16 protein-coding genes are annotated in these 18192 nt (G+C 33.0%); 11 read left to right on the top strand and 5 right to left on the bottom strand.

Annotated elements, in window-relative coordinates:
- The first annotated feature begins 63 nt into the window (after nt 1–63).
- Nucleotides 64–924 carry a helix-turn-helix domain-containing protein gene (locus AAFU52_RS10845; RefSeq protein WP_438426412.1) on the top strand — a complete coding sequence of 287 codons (861 nt, stop codon included), beginning with the start codon at nt 64–66 and terminating at the stop codon, nt 922–924.
- A gap of 92 nt (nt 925–1016) precedes the next feature.
- The gene (locus AAFU52_RS10840; RefSeq protein ID WP_438426411.1) at nt 1017–2207 is read left to right on the top strand and encodes a serine hydrolase domain-containing protein; all 1191 of its coding nucleotides are present in this window, start codon (nt 1017–1019) and stop codon (nt 2205–2207) included.
- 153 nt (nt 2208–2360) lie between these two features.
- On the opposite strand, the gene AAFU52_RS10835 is transcribed toward AAFU52_RS10840, so the two are convergent.
- A complete protein-coding gene (locus AAFU52_RS10835; protein WP_024769925.1) occupies nt 2361–3293 on the bottom strand; it encodes a virginiamycin B lyase family protein in 933 nt (310 codons plus the stop codon).
- Between the two features lie 79 nt (nt 3294–3372).
- A complete protein-coding gene (locus AAFU52_RS10830) occupies nt 3373–4491 on the bottom strand; it encodes a helix-turn-helix domain-containing protein (protein ID WP_438426410.1) in 1119 nt (372 codons plus the stop codon).
- Nucleotides 4492–4834: 343 nt separating this feature from the next.
- Here AAFU52_RS10830 and AAFU52_RS10825 point away from each other — a divergent pair, with 343 nt between their 5' ends.
- On the top strand, nt 4835–6553 hold the full coding sequence (locus AAFU52_RS10825; RefSeq protein ID WP_024769927.1) for a DUF3472 domain-containing protein: 1719 nt from the start codon (nt 4835–4837) through the stop codon (nt 6551–6553).
- Between the two features lie 130 nt (nt 6554–6683).
- Here AAFU52_RS10825 and AAFU52_RS10820 read toward each other — a convergent pair whose 3' ends face one another.
- Nucleotides 6684–7043 carry a YraN family protein gene (locus AAFU52_RS10820; RefSeq protein WP_024769928.1) on the bottom strand — a complete coding sequence of 120 codons (360 nt, stop codon included), beginning with the start codon at nt 7041–7043 and terminating at the stop codon, nt 6684–6686.
- A gap of 2 nt (nt 7044–7045) precedes the next feature.
- Nucleotides 7046–7942: a S66 peptidase family protein gene (locus AAFU52_RS10815; RefSeq protein ID WP_438426409.1), complete on the bottom strand. Its 897-nt coding sequence runs from the start codon at nt 7940–7942 to the stop codon at nt 7046–7048.
- Nucleotides 7943–8151: 209 nt separating this feature from the next.
- Here AAFU52_RS10815 and AAFU52_RS10810 point away from each other — a divergent pair, with 209 nt between their 5' ends.
- From AAFU52_RS10810 to AAFU52_RS10775, 8 genes are all read left to right on the top strand, one after another.
- Nucleotides 8152–9660 (top strand): DUF1800 domain-containing protein, encoded by a 1509-nt coding sequence (locus AAFU52_RS10810; protein ID WP_024769930.1) that lies wholly within the window; start codon nt 8152–8154, stop codon nt 9658–9660.
- A 7-nt stretch (nt 9661–9667) separates the two neighbouring features.
- On the top strand, nt 9668–11278 hold the full coding sequence (locus AAFU52_RS10805) for a DUF1501 domain-containing protein (RefSeq protein WP_024769931.1): 1611 nt from the start codon (nt 9668–9670) through the stop codon (nt 11276–11278).
- Between the two features lie 103 nt (nt 11279–11381).
- Entirely contained in the window at nt 11382–13448 is a 2067-nt protein-coding gene (gene metG / locus AAFU52_RS10800; RefSeq protein ID WP_438426408.1) for a methionine--tRNA ligase, read from the top strand.
- A 95-nt stretch (nt 13449–13543) separates the two neighbouring features.
- Nucleotides 13544–13717 (top strand): GIY-YIG nuclease family protein, encoded by a 174-nt coding sequence (locus AAFU52_RS10795; protein WP_438426407.1) that lies wholly within the window; start codon nt 13544–13546, stop codon nt 13715–13717.
- Between the two features lie 22 nt (nt 13718–13739).
- A complete protein-coding gene (locus AAFU52_RS10790; RefSeq protein WP_438426406.1) occupies nt 13740–14831 on the top strand; it encodes a helix-turn-helix domain-containing protein in 1092 nt (363 codons plus the stop codon).
- 104 nt (nt 14832–14935) lie between these two features.
- Nucleotides 14936–16330 carry a clostripain-related cysteine peptidase gene (locus tag AAFU52_RS10785; protein ID WP_438426405.1) on the top strand — a complete coding sequence of 465 codons (1395 nt, stop codon included), beginning with the start codon at nt 14936–14938 and terminating at the stop codon, nt 16328–16330.
- A 243-nt stretch (nt 16331–16573) separates the two neighbouring features.
- Nucleotides 16574–16921 (top strand): hypothetical protein, encoded by a 348-nt coding sequence (locus tag AAFU52_RS10780; RefSeq protein WP_438426404.1) that lies wholly within the window; start codon nt 16574–16576, stop codon nt 16919–16921.
- A 57-nt stretch (nt 16922–16978) separates the two neighbouring features.
- Nucleotides 16979–17533 carry a pyridoxamine 5'-phosphate oxidase family protein gene (locus tag AAFU52_RS10775; RefSeq protein WP_438426403.1) on the top strand — a complete coding sequence of 185 codons (555 nt, stop codon included), beginning with the start codon at nt 16979–16981 and terminating at the stop codon, nt 17531–17533.
- 41 nt (nt 17534–17574) lie between these two features.
- Here the strand turns inward: AAFU52_RS10775 and AAFU52_RS10770 are convergent, their stop codons facing one another.
- Nucleotides 17575–18045 carry a CBS domain-containing protein gene (locus tag AAFU52_RS10770; RefSeq protein ID WP_024769936.1) on the bottom strand — a complete coding sequence of 157 codons (471 nt, stop codon included), beginning with the start codon at nt 18043–18045 and terminating at the stop codon, nt 17575–17577.
- Nucleotides 18046–18192 lie beyond the last annotated feature (147 nt).

Here is an 18192-nt window from a genome sequence, read left to right as displayed (position 1 = left end):
CGGGTGAAATACGAACCAAAAAATTTGAGAACCTATTTCTGAGAACTAATATTGCTGAACAAAATGAAAATTAATCAAATCATGAAACAGCCAGAATTAGGTCAGAAAATTTCTGAACTCAGAAAATCTAAAGGACTTACCCAAGAAGAACTGGTAGAACAATGTAATATTAGTGTTCGCACGATCCAACGTATTGAAGCCGGGGAAGTAATCCCCAGAAGCTATACGATAAAGACAATTCTATCTGCTATGGATTATGATCTCGAGAAAATCCAAATGGAAGATTCCAGAGTTGCTAAAGAGTTTAAAAAATTATTTCTTCTCGATGTAGATGATAGCAAAGAAGTTAGTTTTCTAGTAAAACAACTTTCTATCGCATGGATCAGTGGGATTGTATATTTCATTCTTGGATTTGCAGAAATCGCTGTAGATTATTATCGGTATACCGAAGATGAAATGGTTACAAATGATATTGTCTATATTCTATTAAAAATAAGCATATTAACTTCAATTATTCTATTTACTAGAGGATTCATCCTTACCGGAAAGATTTTCAAAAACTATCTATTACGGATTACTGCATTCATTTTTATTTTTATTGGAGTATTATTTTATATCTATGATATTCTATCCCTATATATTGTTGATTTTAATTATCAGTTCGTTCTTGGAGCCGAAGCAGTGACCTACGGTGTTATTGGGATATTATTTGGGATATCGGTGTTACGTCTGCAAAATGGATTAGGAACACTCGCTATTGTAACCGGTGTTTTTGAGATTATTACGTATAGTTTTATGGTTACCATTATTTTATCTCTTGTTGGAGTAGTTTTACTTACTCCTACCATTATTCTAGAAATCATAGTGCTTTACAAAGTTTCTCAAATGCTAAAAGCTAAGCAAAAAGAAATTGCTTCTGATTAATTCTTAAAAACATCTTCTAAATATTTTATAAAATCATTGAATAGTAATTCAATGACAGAAATTCTTATATCAAATTTTAAATAAATACCAATATGAAAAAAATCTGTATCATATCTATTTTGGTAATAGTTATCCCATTATTATTTTATCTATTAGAACCAATTTTTGTTCATACTTCTGGATGGTCTTCTTTTCCTAAAATCACCAAATTACAACCAGCAGTACAACATCAAGATTCAAACTCAAAAAAAGCGGACAGTCTTCTAGAAGATATATTCACTCATATAAGAACACCTGCAATCTCTGTTGCCGTTGGTAAAAATGGAAAAATAGTTTGGGCTAATGCCATTGGTTATGCAAACCTCAAGAAGAAAATAAAAGCAAGTCCAGAAACAAAATTTAGAATAGGAAGCACTTCAAAAGCGGTGACTTCAATTGGGTTAGGAGTTCTTCTCCAAAACAAGAAACTCAGCTTTGATTCTAAAGTCAAAGAATTTGTTCCATATGCAAGTAAAAGTATTTCTGAGATAACATTAAAACAACTTGCTTCTCATACATCGGGAATACGTAACTACGGAACCTGTTTTTGTTTCCCTATATGGGAATATTACAACAATGATGAATACCCTAATATCAAAGAAAGTATCGCTGTATTCAATAATGATGATTTATTATTCTCTCCTGGTACAGATTTCAGCTATAGTACTTATAACTATACCATGCTTAGTGCAATGATTGAAGGAGCTGCAAAAATGGATTTTCCTGATTTTATGAAAACCTCTGTATTTAAGCCCTTAAGTATAGGTATTGATGTTGAAAAAATTTCTTCCAAAATAGAAAATCTATCAAAATTCTATGAAGTTGAAAACAATGAATACAAAGAAGTCTACAAAGTAAACAATAGCAATAAATGGGCTGGCGGTGGTTTTATAGCAACCCCAACAGATCTTGTTACCTTAGGAAATGCATTTCTAAATTATAAACTTCTAAACAAAGAAACTGTACAATCCCTTACACAACCAATGACCTTAACAAATGGACAAATAAATGAGCAAAGTTATGCCATTGGTTGGCGGAGTCATGCGTCGAAATCTGTTTTTAAAGATAACTATCCGGTTCAGATATTTCATCATGCCGGTATGGCAACAGGAGCAACATCAATCTTTGTACTATTCCCAGAATACAATGCATCAATCTCTTTATTAATCAACAAAACCGAATCTCCTTCAAATCTTTTTAAATACGTCTACGATTTAATACATCTTTTTATCCATAAACCTTAACATTATGAAAAGTCTAATTTTATCAGCTTTATTACTCATCTTAAGTGTTATAAAAAATTTAGAAAGCCCATACATTATTTGCATGGGCTTATTTTATGATATTTATTTCAAAATAGAAGTGTTAATGAGTCCTATCCTAACATCTTTGATGTTTTAGTAAAATTTAATTTTTCTCACTCCTCCTGTTCCTCCAAATTCTGATATATACATCGCTGTATGGTATGGATCAGAGGTAATTCCGTTAGGGCCATTAAATGAAGCTTCTTTAAGTAATCCATCCGTTTGAGCAGCATCTCCGGTACCAGCAAATTCTTCTATTGTACCGTCCATAGAAACTTTAAATATCTTATGTACCCCAATGCCCGTAGCAAAAATCGTATTTCTAATAACAGTTATATATCCAATTCCAAAGCCATTAATCACAGCATCGGTAATAGTCGTAATAAGAGAAACATTTCCTTCTGGATCTATAGATAAAATATCTGCTGTAGCAAAATTGCCAACAATTAGATTGCCTTTACGATCAAAATCGATCCCTACACCACCCGCTAATTTTGGATCTGATGCATACACGGTTACTTCTCCTTCTGTAGTGATTTTATGAACCGTTGGAGTTCCAAAATTTGATACATATAGATTATTATCATGATCTAGAGTTAGCCCAGATGGGAAACCACTAATGGTTGCCACTACAGTTTGTGTACCATCTGGTGTAATTTTAAGAATCTCTCCTGATCCACCACCACTACTGTTAACAACATACAGGTTACCTTGTAGGTCAATTGCATTCCCTAATGGACCTGTTAAGTTTGATGCAAATTCTGTAACATCACCATTTTTTGATATTTTAAAAACTCTCGTTCCATTACCATTTGCTCCTGCAAACTGACCAAACTCAGAGACATAAATATTGCCATCTTTATCTACACTAACAGCATCATTACCAAAAAAAGGAGAAACCACGGTTTCTACCTCAAGGTCTGGATCAATCCCATCTCCATAGCAAGAAATTAGTGTGATTGATATTGAGGATAAAACAAAAAGCATCAATGCTTTTATACTAATGTGTCTAATACATGTTTTCATGTTGAATGATTTTTAAGTTTGCTCTAAAGTATATAGGCACTTCATAAAAATCGACGGTTTGGATCAATTCACACTTATTTTAAGCGGCCTTTAATCCTTTAATGTAATTTCTTGGCGTATCCTTAACCTCTAATTTAAAGGCCTTGTTAAAAGTAGATTTCGAATTAAACCCTACTTCCATAGCGATGGCAAGTATAGTATGATGAAGGTGTTCGTTATTATCTATCTTCGATAAAAATTCCTGTATCCTAAAATGATTAATATAATCATAAAAGTTACTTTTTGATACATGATTGAGATACCATGAAATATTATGAGTAGATGTATGTAATCTTAGAGAGAGGTCACGAAGCGTTAAATCAGATTTTAGAAAAATCTTTTCTTTTTCGATGAGTCTGTTTAGTTCTTTTCCTATAGAAATAATCTGATCTTGAGGTATGCGTTGTTGTGATTTTGTTTTTCCTTTATGAAACGGTATCCTAAACAATTCTGGTTCTTTAAGACTATAATACCCGATCACAAATATGAATACCGAAATTGTACTCCAAACCGAGTTATAATTAATAAACTTTATAGAATAATTAAAAAAATTCATTGAGATAAAACTGATCATCCAAACCGTAATAACAATAAAGATTGAGATTTGAAAAAATTTGAAAAACGATACCAAACTTTGAGTATAAGAAACATGATTTTTCTCTTTACGAATATATGTTTTCAAAATTTTCACATTAATAACCCAATAGTATATATTAGAAACAATCCCTGCTCCTTCAATAATTAAAAAAGGTATTCTAAAAAATCCTGACGATAACTTATCTGAAAAATCATCTACTTGAAAAGAAAAAATGTAAAACGAAAATAAAAGATGAAAACCAACAGGTATATAGTGAAACCAAGAAAGTCTAAACGTATCATTTTTAAAAAATATCAATCGTCTACTATACATATAACATAGCGGCCCAAATAAGAAAATTACCGAATCAATAAGAATAGACCATTGAAACAATCTTATAGTCAAGAACTTAAAAAAAATCATTCTGCCCAAAAGCATAAAAACAGAAAGCATTAACATTATAGAAAGTATTCTGTTTGCCGCTTTATTCTTATTCTTAATAATCTGAAGAGTAACCGCCAAAAAAACACCTTGGCTAATTCCAAAAAAAAGTATAAGATCAATAAATTCGAAAGATTGCATTAACAAATAATTATTGTGTACTACAAAACTATCACATTATCTTATACTTTTCGACCGAATGGATCATATCGCACTTTTAAAAGAGAAACAATATATAACCTATCTCCTTCTACTCCATAATGATATATTCAATCAAGACAAGGGTTTAATACAATCTACTTAAGCTAGCATATGTCTTTTTTCAAACCATAGTATTAAGATTCTAATCACAAAATTCCGAAAATCTAGAGATATATGACTAAAATATCCACATGTTACTAAATCATTATAAGGATATTTGAACAACATCAGAACATTAAAAATGTCTTCATAAAACCAACTAACACTTAACAATCTTTATATTATGAAAAACACAATATTATTTTTAGTTTTAATTTCGATAATTAATTTTTCTTCTGCGCAAAACTCTGCTCCGTCTTCTCATTTTAGAGCGAATGATAATGGCTCAGGTGATATCCTTATGAAAACCGTAAGATCAACCATCACTACCAACGCTACCTATTATTGTACAATGCAATGGAATGCGGGTAGTGAAGGAGGCGCATACTGTGGTTTTCAGGACTCCCCAGATAAAGGACATGTCTTTATTTATTCGATTTGGGATCCCAGTAATGGACAGACCATTACTGCCGACTATGTTGGTCCCGGTACAATTATTGAAAATTTTGGAGGTGAAGGAACAGGGTTAAAATCTATGAATCCTACTATTGGATGGAATCTTAATGAATGGAATACTGTAGTAACTCGTCGTTGGAATGTAGGTTCTCACACATATTTTGGTTTTTGGATTCGTAGGGATTCTCAAAATAAATGGTATCATATGGTCACAATGAATTATCCAGTTAGCGGAGTAACATTTAATGGCACTACAAATGCTTTTTTGGAAGACTGGCTTAGTACCGGAATCCATAAAAGACGTTTTGAAATGAAAGATGGTTTTAAAAGAAAAACAAATGGAATCTGGGTACCCATGGGCCAAGGTACTTATAACCGAAATGTAGAACCCAGATCGTCAAATTACACCAACGCTGTAGATGCAGGGGTTGATGGTGGAATCTATTTTATGCAAAGTGGAGGTAATACATCACCAAGCTTTTCTGGTAATCCTCCTATTACCTTTAATACTGATACAAATTCTACGCCATCAAATCCTTCTATTTCATTTTCAATACAATCCGTATCTTCTACAAATATTTCATGGAATGTACCTGTATCTTCAACTCCTCAATTTAAGTATACAATCAAAGTAGATGGTAGCATCGTAAAATCCGTAATTGCCCCAGAAACTAGATCTTCATCAATATCGGCTTCTTCAGGAAGTGTTGTAGAAATTATACTAGAAGACATCCTAGGAAGAATAAGTAAACACTCTATAACTGTCAATAATAGTACTCTTACAAGTGGCACTTACAAAATCACTTTTGAGCACAATGGAGAAGCTTTGACTGCTCAAGGAGATTCTAATGGTTCTAATGTTCAAATCAATAACTATAATGGAGGCGGTTTACAAAAATGGGAAGTAACCAATTTAGGTAATAATATATACAAAATAATAAATGTAAATAGCAGAAAATCTTTGGATGTTTTTGGACAAAACAATGGTGACAATATAGGGCTATACACATATCACGGAGGGGCAAATCAAAAATGGAAAATAAATTCGCTTGGCTCAAATATTTATAAGGTTATAGATTCTAGAAGTCAGAAGTCCATAGATGCCTTTGGAGTAAACAATAACGCAAATGTTGGCATTTATGAGTATCATGGTGGTAATAACCAAAGGCTTAAATTCACTTCTATTTCAACAGTAAAAAATAAAAACGATATTCAGACAAATTTATCTCTGTATACAAATTATGAGTTAGGTATTTTAAATATTCGAATAAATGATGCCATACAAGAAAAAACCAATATAGATGTGTATACCATTCAGGGAACAAGAGTTATTCATAAAGAAATCTCTACACAAAGTGTTTCTGAAATTAATATTTCCGATTTAACAAAAGGCATATATATTATTAAGTCAGAAGGAAGTTTAATAAAAAAGTTTGTTGTTAAATAGACAAACTCAATCCAAAATAATAAAATAATTTAAGGGGCTTATAAAGTGGCCCCTTATTTTTTTAATTACTGAGTTTTTTCCTCTCTATTTCATATTCAAGGATTACAAATTTTATAAAGGCATAGTATTCTCAAAAATGATAAAATGCATCCTCCAGATGTTCTATCCTAGTGCCCAATTTATTTTTTATAATAGCGATGATATCAAAACGTACTTCTACATCCAAATCCTGGTCAGTAACATAATAATCAATGACCTTGACCAGAGATTGTATTTGTTTAGGTTTTACAAAATCCTGAGGATTACCAAATTCGGGTGTGCTTCGCGTCTTTACTTCTACAGCAACCACAGTATTGTCTTTTCTGGCAATAATATCAACTTCATGTTTCAGATACCTATAATTTCTTTCCAGAATAGTATATTCTTTTTTGATAAGAAAATCAACCGCCATTTTTTCTCCTTTTTTACCAAGAGCATTATGTTCTGCCATACTTATATATATTCTAATGTTACTTGATCCTTATGAACTTGTAAAAAAGCTTCTGCACCCATAATCAAAGCTCTATTATCCTCAACATGCCCCATTGGAAAATTAAACACCACCGGAAAATCATACTCCTGTACACTATCGAGAATAATCCTTTTAGCTTTTTTGCCAAAGGAAACATTATTATCATGCATTTTGGTCATTCCTCCAACAATCAATCCAGATAGGTTGTCAAAATATCCATTACGTTTAAGGTTTTGCAGCATACGATCGATATGATAAAGATACTCATCAAGATCCTCTATACATAAAATTTTACCAGAAGTGTCCAAAGAAGATGCAGAACCACATAGAGAATATAAAATAGATAAATTTCCTCCTATTAACTGACCTTTACAGTTTCCCAGAATATTTTTTTTAGAAGAAGGAATATTATACCTAATTTTTTCACCAAAAACAGTATTTTTTAATGAAACCATCGATGCCTCTGTTCCTTTATGGATATCTATTGGCATAGGAGCATGCAACGAACATATACCTAATGTATGCAGATGAGAGTGTAACACAGTAACATCAGAATATCCTATAATCCATTTTGGATATTTCAGAATACTTGAAAAATCAATTTTATCGATGATTCTTACAGTTCCATACCCTCCTCTTGCACACCATATTCCCTTAATCTCCTTATCATCTAACATATTTTGAAAATCAGATGCTCGTTCTCGGTCTGATCCTGCAAACTGATTATTTTCTTTTCCTATTGTCGAACCTAATATAGCTACTAGCCCCCATGTTTCTAATATTGCAATAGCTTCTTTTATTTCTTTTAGGTTAATTTTTCTTGCAGTAGAAACAATAGCTATTTTATCTCCTGTTTTAACAAAATCGGGCTTTCGCATTTTAGTTATCAGTTTTTATTTTTTTAATTGTAGTCAAATAGAATTCTCTTTACAAAAAGCATTTATTTTACAGGTAGTCGCAACTATTTCTTATGATTCTTTTCTTAATTTTTCTATTTTACAATACTAATTAACAAATACTTTCGTTATAATCTATTATATTGTAAGGAATTTTGTCCCCGTTACTCTACTTTTAAACCCTATTGCCTATGATGTCGGATACTTCATGTAATCTTGCTTCCCTAGCAGAATATGTGCCTTCTCCAGGAAACCCCTGGAACGTAAGCAAAATAAATCATTTGTATCGTAGAATTGCTTTTGGAGCATCAAAAGCAGAGGTTTTGGCTGCTTTGGCTCAAAACAATCCTTCTGCATTGGTTGATCAGCTTATCGATAATGCTATTGCTCTAAATGCCACTCCTCCTCCAGCATGGGGTTTATGGAATAGAGATCAATTTGAAGCTGCCGAGACAGCTAACCCAAATAACGATATTGGATTCTATCGAACCCAAGGAAAAAATCAAATGATAAATGATTTGATTCAAAATAAGGTAAGAGAGCGTCTTACATTGTTCTGGAGCAACCATTTTGTCACCGAAGATGACACCTATCGTAGCCCCGCATATCAATCTCAGTATTATAATCTTCTTCAAATGCATGCATTGGGGAATTTTAGGGATTTTGTATACGATATAGGTATATCGAATGCCATGTTGGTATATCTTAACGGCGATGAAAATATAAGGGATAGGCCTAATGAAAATTATGCCCGAGAGCTATATGAGCTTTTTACCCTTGGTGTAGACAATGCATATACAGAAGATGATATTCAGGAAACAGCAAAAGCGCTAACCGGATATGTCAATACAAATGATATCACCTGGGGAGATGTTCTTTTTGATCCAGGGCAGTTTAGTAATGACTCCAAAACTATTTTCGGTCAAACCGGAAACTGGACCTATGACGATGTTGTTAATATTTTATTTCAACAAAGAAGTAATCAAGTTTCAACCTTTATTTGTGCAAAACTGTACACCTATTTTGTAAGCCCTACTTGTAATGATGCTATTGTTGCCCAAATGGTGCAAACTTTTATTACAAGCGGTTATCAAATAGCAGCAGTACTTCGCCAATTATTTAAAAGTGAACATTTTTTTAATATAGAAGCTATAGGGGCAATTATCAAAAGCCCTTGTGATTTAAACATAAGTTTTTTTAATGAATTAGGATTTGCACTACCTGCAGACGTAGATCACATCGATTTTTACCGAAATACAGTACGCACATTGGGGCAAGATGTATTAAACCCCATAGATGTTGAAGGCTGGCAAGGTGATGACGACTGGATTAGCCCCGATTTATTGATCGGTCGCTGGGAAAGTATTCGATATATTGTAAGCCGGGCATGGACCCAAAATCAAGATCAGTTCAGAGATTTTGTGGTAGGAATGCCAATTGGTGAACAAAGCGATGGAAATCTCCTAGTCTCTACTGCAGATGTAGATCTTGTGGTAAGAACTATTCTAAATTATTTCTTTCCAAGAGGGATTGATGATGCTATTACTTTTGCTGAAGCCTTAGGAGCTTTTAAGATTGATGGTATCCCTGACAATTATTATGAAGATGGTACGTGGACTTTAGGTTTTCCTCAAGTACCTCAGCAATTTGCTGCTCTACTAGATTACATTGCAGAAATCCCTGAATTCCAACTTAAATAGAAATCTTATGTGCGAAACTAATCACTCCCAAAATATAAAAAAAGACGGGTCTTGTAATACAGAAGACCATATAAAATGGAACAGAAGATCTTTCCTTCAGGCATTAGGCCTTGTTGGTGGAGGATCAATGATGCTAGGGAACACTCCTCTTTCGGTTTCACGACCTTCCCCTTTATCAATAGCCCTTAGCCAGGCACCAAATGACAATATTCTAATTCTTGTTAGGTTACAAGGAGGTAATGATGGATTTAATACCATTATACCTGTTTATGATTATGATATTTATGCCAATGCCAGACCTCTTATAAAAATTCCTCCAAGTGAATTTATTACGCTTGATGATGATTATGCTATGCCAAAACCAATGAACAAATTAGAAAGTGTTTGGGGTGATGGTCAAATGAGAGTCGTTCATGGTGTAGGCTACGAAGATTCATCTTTATCTCACTTTAGAGGTTCTGATATCTATGCTAATACCAATCTAGAAGAAGAAGACAGAACTGGTTTTATGGGAAGATATTTTCAGGAAATTTACCCCGATTATATTTTTAACCCACCAGCCAGTCCTCCTTCTATACAGATAGGAAGTATAGGAAACTTAATTTTTAAAGGGCCAGAGAATGATTTCTCTTTTGCCGTTTCTGATCCCAGAAGATTACTACAGATTGCAGAAAATGGGACTTCATATAGTACAGATGGTCTTGGAGAATGTACTTATGATGACAGAGTAAGACATCTTAGAGAAGTTACAAACACTACATTTACTTATGCCGATGTAATTAGTGCAGCATACGAACGATCTACTGATTTTGGCGGGTATCTCGATGATAGTCTGGGTAGACAATTAAGTGTTATTTCCAGATTAATCAAAGGAAATCTGGGAACCAAAGTATATTTAGTAACTCTAGGTGGGTTTGACACTCATAACAATCAAATACAAAGACACCAGGAGCTTCTTAATTCATTTTCTGAAGCAGTAAGTAACTTCTATAAAGATCTTACCGCAGCAGGATGGGATGATAAAGTACTTACTATGACTATGTCTGAATTTGGTAGACGATTTAGAGAAAATGGATCTCTGGGAACAGATCATGGTACTGCAGCACCAACCATGTTTTTTGGTTCTGCCCTTAACGGAAATGGTTTTGCTGGGGAACATCCAGATTTATCGAACTTAACCCGTGGAGGTAATGTATTTAACACTACAGATTTCAGGCAGGTTTATGCTACCGTAATGAAAGATTGGTTGTGTATTGATGAAAACACAGTAGGAAGAGTCCTTCTGGACGGCTCCTTTGAATCCTTAGACTTAGGGTTCAATTGTTCAGGTATTAATCCTAATATTCCTATCGATGGAGAAGGAATCACTCACATTGTTACCTATAGTGATAGTCAAACCTATATAAATATTGCAAATCCAGAAACCACTCATGTAGATATAGCGCTTTATAATGTGATAGGGCAAAAAGTAGCTACCTTAAGAAATGAGGTGTTAACAGAAGGAGAGCATGTTATTGATGTAAAACTATCTGCAAATACAAGGCTAAGTACTGGCCCTTATGTATATCAGATTCAGACCAATAACGGTAATTATAGCAAATCAATTTTGATTTCATAAAATAGATTAATGTAACCCTTACATTCATTCAAAATAATTGGATGATGTAGGGGTTATATTTTGCAAGTGTTTTTATTACCTTTGTGCCTTATTTTTTAGCATTATGAGCACGACGGGAAGATATACAATTACAGCAGCTTTACCATATACCAATGGTCCTATTCACATAGGCCACCTGGCAGGGGTTTATATCCCGGCAGATATTTACTCACGTTTCCTTAGAATGACTGGCAATGATGTTGCCTTTATTTGTGGTAGTGATGAGCATGGTGCTGCTATTCCTATGCGAGCTAAAAAAGAAGGAGTTTCACCACAAGTAATTATAGATAAGTATCATACAATCATTAAAAAGTCTTTTAATGATTTTGGAATTTCATTTGATAATTACTCAAGAACCTCTGCTCCTATTCATCATGAAACCGCTTCAGAATTTTTTAAGAAATTATACGATGACGGTAAATTTATAGAAGAAACATCAGAACAATTATACGATCCAGAAGCCGAGCAATTCTTAGCAGATCGATTTGTAGTGGGTACTTGCCCTAAGTGTGGTCATGAAGAAGCTTATGGTGATCAATGCGAAAAATGTGGGAGTTCTCTTAACGCAACAGATCTTATCAATCCAAAATCAACGATTTCTGGAGCAGAACCCATACAGAAACAAACCAAACACTGGTTTTTACCACTAGATCAATATGAAGGTTTTCTAAGAGAATGGGTTCTAGACGGACATAAAAAAGATTGGAAAACCAATGTATATGGCCAAATCAAATCCTGGGTAGATGATGGATTACGGCCTCGTGCAGTAACACGTGATTTGGATTGGGGAATTCCTGTTCCTGTAGCTGGTGCAGAAGGAAAAGTATTATATGTATGGTTTGATGCTCCCATAGGATATATATCTTCTACCAAAGAATGGGCAGCAAGAGAAGGAAAAGACTGGGAACCTTACTGGAAAGATAAGAACACTAAATTAGTTCACTTTATAGGAAAAGATAATATAGTTTTTCATTGTATTATTTTCCCGAGTATGCTCAAAGCAGAAGGAAGTTATATACTTCCCGAAAACGTACCTGCAAACGAATTCTTAAATCTTGAAGGTAATAAACTCTCGACATCAAAAAACTGGGCAGTCTGGTTACATGAATATCTTGAAGAATTTCCTGATCAACAGGACGTATTGCGATATGCATTAACTGCCAATGCTCCTGAAACTAAAGATAATGACTTTACCTGGAAAGATTTTCAGGCTCGAAATAATAATGAATTGGTTGCTATATTCGGAAACTTTATTAATCGAGTAGTTGTATTGACCAATAAATATTATGATGGTGTGGTACCATTACCAGGTGTTTTTTCTGAAGTTGACGAGCAGACTTTAGCAGAGCTTAAAGCCTATCCTGCAGTTATCTCGAGTTCTATAGAACGATATCGATTTAGAGAAGCCAGCCAGGAATTACTAAATGTTGCTCGATTAGGGAATAAATATCTGGCAGACGAAGAACCCTGGAAATTGATTAAAACAGACGAAGAACGTACTAAGACTATAATGTATGTTGCATTGCAAATTGCTTCTGCTTTAGCTACGTTATCAGAACCGTTTTTACCATTCACTTCAAAAAAATTAAAATCAATTCTCAACTTTTCGAAATTCGATCAGGAATCCACATGGAATGAAATTGCAACTAAAGAAGTACTTCTTCCGGCAGGACATCAAATCGAAAAAGGACAACTTTTATTCTCTAAAATCGAAGATATCGAGATCCAAAGACAATTAGACAAATTGGAAGCAACTAAAAAAGCTAACGAAGCTGAAAACAAAGTAATAGAACCACAAAAAGATACAGCAACTTTTGATGATTTTACCAAATTAGATATTCGTGTAGGAACTATCATCGAAGCAGAGAAGATGCCTAAAGCCAAAAAGCTTTTGGTCCTTAAAGTAGATACAGGAATCAATACTAGAACGATCGTTTCAGGTATTGCTGAGCACTTTTCTCCAGAAGAAATCGTAGGCAAAAAGGTAACTGTCTTGGTTAATCTTGCTCCAAGAGCATTAAGAGGTGTAGAAAGTGAAGGAATGATCTTAATGACAGAAACTCCCGACGGGAAGCTGGTATTCTTAAATCCTGATGAGGATGGAGTAAATCCTGGAACAGTTATTAGTTAAGTGCCATCTCTGAACATAGTCAAGGCTTTATTAATATTCATCTAATCATTGTCAGGTCGAGCGGAGTCAAGACCTCAACAGTACACAATTATTAAATGAAACAATACTATGTTTATATAATCTTATGTTCAGACAACTTAACTTATACCGGTATTACCAATACTATAGCCAGAAAACTTAAAGAACATCAAAAAACTAGCAAAACAGCTTATATTTATCCTAAAACAAAAACGAGATTTTTAGACAGACTGACGTTAACAACAATTTGAGTATAATTAATTTCTACAAAGATTGAATAAAACAATATTAGACTTTGCAATTATTACCAGTGGAAGTATGGGGTATTTTATAAGTATCTCATTAGTCACTACTTCTTTTTATAAGAGCCGAGCAAATAACTATCTCTCTCTATCACTATTCTTACTAACGAGTTTGACCTTATTAGGCAAATATGGCATAGAAAACCCAGTTTCTGCTTTTCTAAACTATATCATGTTGGATTTTCTGGTTGCAGTCACTTTATTTACTTATTTTCTAATTCAAATTCAGCATGAGTACCTTAAAAAAAAATGGTATAAATGGCTTTACTTTCCCTTCTTTAGCTCTTTGATTATTGAAATTATTCTTCATTTAGATACTATTTTCAATCTTTATAATTCAGATTTTGCTGTTCTGGTATTTTATATTAAGGATAATACATCGTTTGTCTATAATGTGTTTTTAATCTTTTGGGGAAGAAACTTAATAAAACGGTCCAATACTGTTTCAAAAGAGAAAAGGCGTTGGTTGTTACGATTAAACCTTCTTATTATATGTATTATTATTATTTGGCTTTTCTCTAATATAGAATCTTATATATTCAATTCAGGATATGCTTCAAACTTTCTATGGATACTACTTTCCTTTTTATCATGGTGGATATTGTATTACGGAGTGTTCAAACTACAGATAGTAGTTCAAAAAGACGAAATACATCAATATTTAGTTTCAAAAAGTGCTAATGGCATTCAGACAAAAAAGAAAATAAACGAAACCACTGTTTCCAAGATTATTAATCAGTTATATATAGTAATGGATGAGGAGGAATTATACAAAAATCCTCTTTTAAGTAGGTCAGATCTAGCAACTCGATTAGGAACAAGCGAGGGATATTTGTCACAAATTATAAATCAGGAAATTAATAAAAGCGTCATTCAGTTTGTAAATGAATATCGAATTGAAGCTGCTAAAAATCTATTACATAATCCTGTATTTAATAAATATTCTGTTGAAGCCATTGGCATGGAAGCTGGTTTTAAATCTAGGAGTGCTTTCTATAGTACTTTTAACACAAGTTTGGGGATGTCTCCGGGAGCCTTCAGAAAGCTTCAAAAATTGTCCTGATTCGTATAGTTCTATTGTTTCAGCACTTCTTCAATCCCAAAATTACTCTTTTATTTTTTTGATAATCATACTTTTACATCAGTTCATCAAAAAAAACAATTTTAATGAAAAACACATTCAAAAAATCATTTAGTATTCTTTTTATTTTATTTATAACAATAATGCATAGCCAAACTGATAATGGTTGGACAATCATGTATTATGGTGCTGGATCAAATTCTTCAGAATTAGATCTTTTACTAGATATCAAAGGGATGATTAAAGGAAAACAATCAAAAGGCTATGAATTAATTACGTTAATAGATAGGATCGAAGGGTATTCTAAAGATTCAAAGACGCTAGGTGAAAATTTTACGGATACCAAATTGTATCGAATTGATGCTAACAGCTATCAAGAATTATCGGGAAAAGAAATACTTCCAGAATTGAAAAAAGAAACCTCCTACGAAGCTAATATGGGGGATGCCAATCTATTAAAACAGTTCATCAAATATTGTAAAACCTATTATCCAGCCAAACATTATATGTTGGTTATACGATCACATGGAAATGGTTGGAGTATGTCTCCAGACGAAGAGGCAGGAATTGATGATGTTCTATATTCTACTGAACTCAGCGATGTATTATCTGTTGACGAATCGGTAGATATATTAGGATTGGATGTATGCTCGATGGCGGGATTAGAAAATTTTTACGAATGGAGACCCAGCAAGACTTCTTTTTCTGCGAATTATATCCTTGCTTCGGCTCCTGTGTCAGCCTCATTGGATTATAAAAGTATATGTAGTCGTTTACAAACAGATGGAAAAACCAGTAAAGAGAAAAATTATTTTGAACAGGGAAACGAAAAACAACTTAATCCTTTTAAAATGACCCCTAAAGAATTCTCGAAACTCCTTATAGAAGAAACTTATGATAACCAAAAATGGTCTTCCTGGGGGTTATTTGATAATACTAAGATTACTGATGTTAAATTAAAAATAGATGAATTAGCAAGACTTCTTTCTGTAGAAAAGAATGCTACTATATACTCCATTATAAAACAGGCCTCTGGATATTATCATGAAAAAGGGATTGAAAAAGTAATACAAGAAATAGCCTTTCCATATGTAGATGCATATGATTTTGCACAACAAATTAGTAATCATCAAGAATTACATCAAAAAACCAGAGCAAAAGCCATAGAAGTTTGTGAAATCATAGATCAATTAGTCATGTATTCGTATTTTGGAGGTAAAGGTCCTTTGCCAAAAAATGATAGTTTTGAAGAAGGAAAAAATGGAGTTTATATAGTTGCTCCTCAAGGCAATAAAACAGATGCATTAATCGAAGGAACTTTTTGGGAACATGCAAAACAGTGGTATAGCCCATATGATCAAAAACATATAAAAGAACTGGATGTTTATGGTTTATATGATTGGTGTAGTGATGGATTGGATACAGAAAATGAAAAAGTAGATAATTTTTATGAGTATTTGGACTTTCTTTTTACAAAATAAGAATAACTTTCTTTTAAGTTATACCAAATAAGGGCTATAAGTAGTTTATGTAAAGTACAATCAGCAATCTTTGATAGATTAGCATAGTACCTTATTGGGATATGCAAATTCTCCAGATATCAAAACCAGTATAGAAGCACATGTCAACATCTACAGATCAGCACAACATATTTTCTTTTAACACCCTGTGTTAATCATTTGTAAACGGGTATTTGTTGTATCTTCGACATCAAATACTTTTTAATGCAAAAAAAATGTCCTGTATGTGATGACAAAATCATTGGTCGAGCAGATAAAAAATTCTGTAGCGATTATTGCCGTAATGCATATAACAATCAGCTCAATAAAGATAGTAAAAACCTGATCCGCAATATCAATAACGTATTACGCAAAAACTACCGTATCCTTGAAGAATTAAACCCAAAAGATAAGACTAAAACCACCAAAACAAAGCTAATGACTATGGGTTTTGATTTTCAGCATTTTACCAGTATTTATGTTACCAAAACCGGAAATACCTATTATTTTGTATATGATCAAGGATATCTCCCGCTAGAGAATGATTTTTATGCAGTTGTAAAAAGAAATTAAAATGATCCTATTTCTGGAATCGCTTACCCAAGATAAATAGATTATAACCTTAAGAAAATGGCAAAAATACTAACCGAGATAAGCTCAGAATTAAAAGAATTTATAGCAAAACAAAAAGTTTTCTTTGTAGGAACAGCAGCCAATGAAGGACGGGTTAATATTTCTCCCAAGGGAATGGATACACTTCGGGTTATTGGACCAAACAAAATTGTATGGCTTAATCTTACAGGAAGTGGAAATGAAACTGCCGCTCATGTAATAAAAAATAATAGAATGACTATTCTATTCTGTGCTTTTGAAGGAAAACCTTTAATCTTGAGACTATACGGAACTGCCAGTATATTTCATAAACAAGATGAAACATATCATAACCATATTCATCTATTCCCGAAGACCATTGGTTCCCGGCAAATTATTGAGATGCATGTAGATATGGTACAAACCTCTTGCGGATATGCTGTTCCGTTTATGGATTTTAAAGAAGAAAGAACACAATTAAAATCCTGGTCTGAAAAACAAGGAGAAGAGCGATTAGAAAATTATCAAAAAGAAAAGAATGGTTTTAGTATTGATGGTTTCGAAACAAGAATAACGGGTTCTGATAAAAAATAAGAATTATTAAATCCGCTATTCTTAGCTTCTGATAATGTTGATTAACGATTTCTCCAATTTTGGCTATTCATTTTCAAAGCTGCTTTCATTACATCTTTTTGACTAATTTGCCCAATTAATTTACCATCTTCCAGAATAGGAAAGCGTCTTCTTTTGGTCTGTAAAAATTTATTGGCTGCATCAAAAATATTGAGATTACCATCTATTGTTTCTACATCTTTAACCATAAATTTTTCTACTCTGGTATCTTCAATAGGCATATTATAATATCGGCTTTCATTTAATTGTTTGATACAATCGCCTTCAGAGATAATACCTAATAATTGATTATGATCATCAACCACAGGTCCTCCTGATATTTTATGCTTTACTAATGTCTCGATAACCTCCATTACTGGTTGATCAGGACTAAATGTAATCAAATCTCTTGTCATATAATCAGAGACTTTTATTAATGTCTCATCCTGCTTCTTCGTCTTAGAGCGAGCTCCTTGAAAACTGATTATTCCCATAATATCTAGTGATTTAGTGAATCTTAAATATAGTGATTTACAACAACTTATTCAAGTTAGACTTTAATTTTAATGTAATTAAAATCTAATTTTTATACCTTTATCAGTATCATTTTTTAACTATTGAATGAAATCATCAATTATCAT

It is taken from the genome of Aquimarina macrocephali (assembly GCF_051627225.1).
Taxonomy (GTDB): domain Bacteria; phylum Bacteroidota; class Bacteroidia; order Flavobacteriales; family Flavobacteriaceae; genus Aquimarina; species Aquimarina macrocephali.
Note: the sequence above shows the minus strand (reverse complement) of the source record. Positions and strands in the feature narration are given on the sequence as shown.

Bases quoted from the DNA above. Each gene is read 5' to 3' on its own strand.
- AAFU52_RS10845 (WP_438426412.1), top strand. From the start codon at position 64: ATGAAAATTAATCAAATCATGAAACAGCCAGAATTAGGTCAGAAAATT.
- AAFU52_RS10840 (WP_438426411.1), top strand. From the start codon at position 1,017: ATGAAAAAAATCTGTATCATATCTATTTTGGTAATAGTTATCCCATTA.
- AAFU52_RS10835 (WP_024769925.1), bottom strand. From the start codon at position 3,293: ATGAAAACATGTATTAGACACATTAGTATAAAAGCATTGATGCTTTTT.
- AAFU52_RS10830 (WP_438426410.1), bottom strand. From the start codon at position 4,491: ATGCAATCTTTCGAATTTATTGATCTTATACTTTTTTTTGGAATTAGC.
- AAFU52_RS10825 (WP_024769927.1), top strand. From the start codon at position 4,835: ATGAAAAACACAATATTATTTTTAGTTTTAATTTCGATAATTAATTTT.
- AAFU52_RS10820 (WP_024769928.1), bottom strand. From the start codon at position 7,043: ATGGCAGAACATAATGCTCTTGGTAAAAAAGGAGAAAAAATGGCGGTT.
- AAFU52_RS10815 (WP_438426409.1), bottom strand. From the start codon at position 7,942: ATGCGAAAGCCCGATTTTGTTAAAACAGGAGATAAAATAGCTATTGTT.
- AAFU52_RS10810 (WP_024769930.1), top strand. From the start codon at position 8,152: ATGATGTCGGATACTTCATGTAATCTTGCTTCCCTAGCAGAATATGTG.
- AAFU52_RS10805 (WP_024769931.1), top strand. From the start codon at position 9,668: ATGTGCGAAACTAATCACTCCCAAAATATAAAAAAAGACGGGTCTTGT.
- metG (WP_438426408.1), top strand. From the start codon at position 11,382: ATGAGCACGACGGGAAGATATACAATTACAGCAGCTTTACCATATACC.
- AAFU52_RS10795 (WP_438426407.1), top strand. From the start codon at position 13,544: ATGAAACAATACTATGTTTATATAATCTTATGTTCAGACAACTTAACT.
- AAFU52_RS10785 (WP_438426405.1), top strand. From the start codon at position 14,936: ATGAAAAACACATTCAAAAAATCATTTAGTATTCTTTTTATTTTATTT.
- AAFU52_RS10780 (WP_438426404.1), top strand. From the start codon at position 16,574: ATGCAAAAAAAATGTCCTGTATGTGATGACAAAATCATTGGTCGAGCA.
- AAFU52_RS10775 (WP_438426403.1), top strand. From the start codon at position 16,979: ATGGCAAAAATACTAACCGAGATAAGCTCAGAATTAAAAGAATTTATA.
- AAFU52_RS10770 (WP_024769936.1), bottom strand. From the start codon at position 18,045: ATGGGAATAATCAGTTTTCAAGGAGCTCGCTCTAAGACGAAGAAGCAG.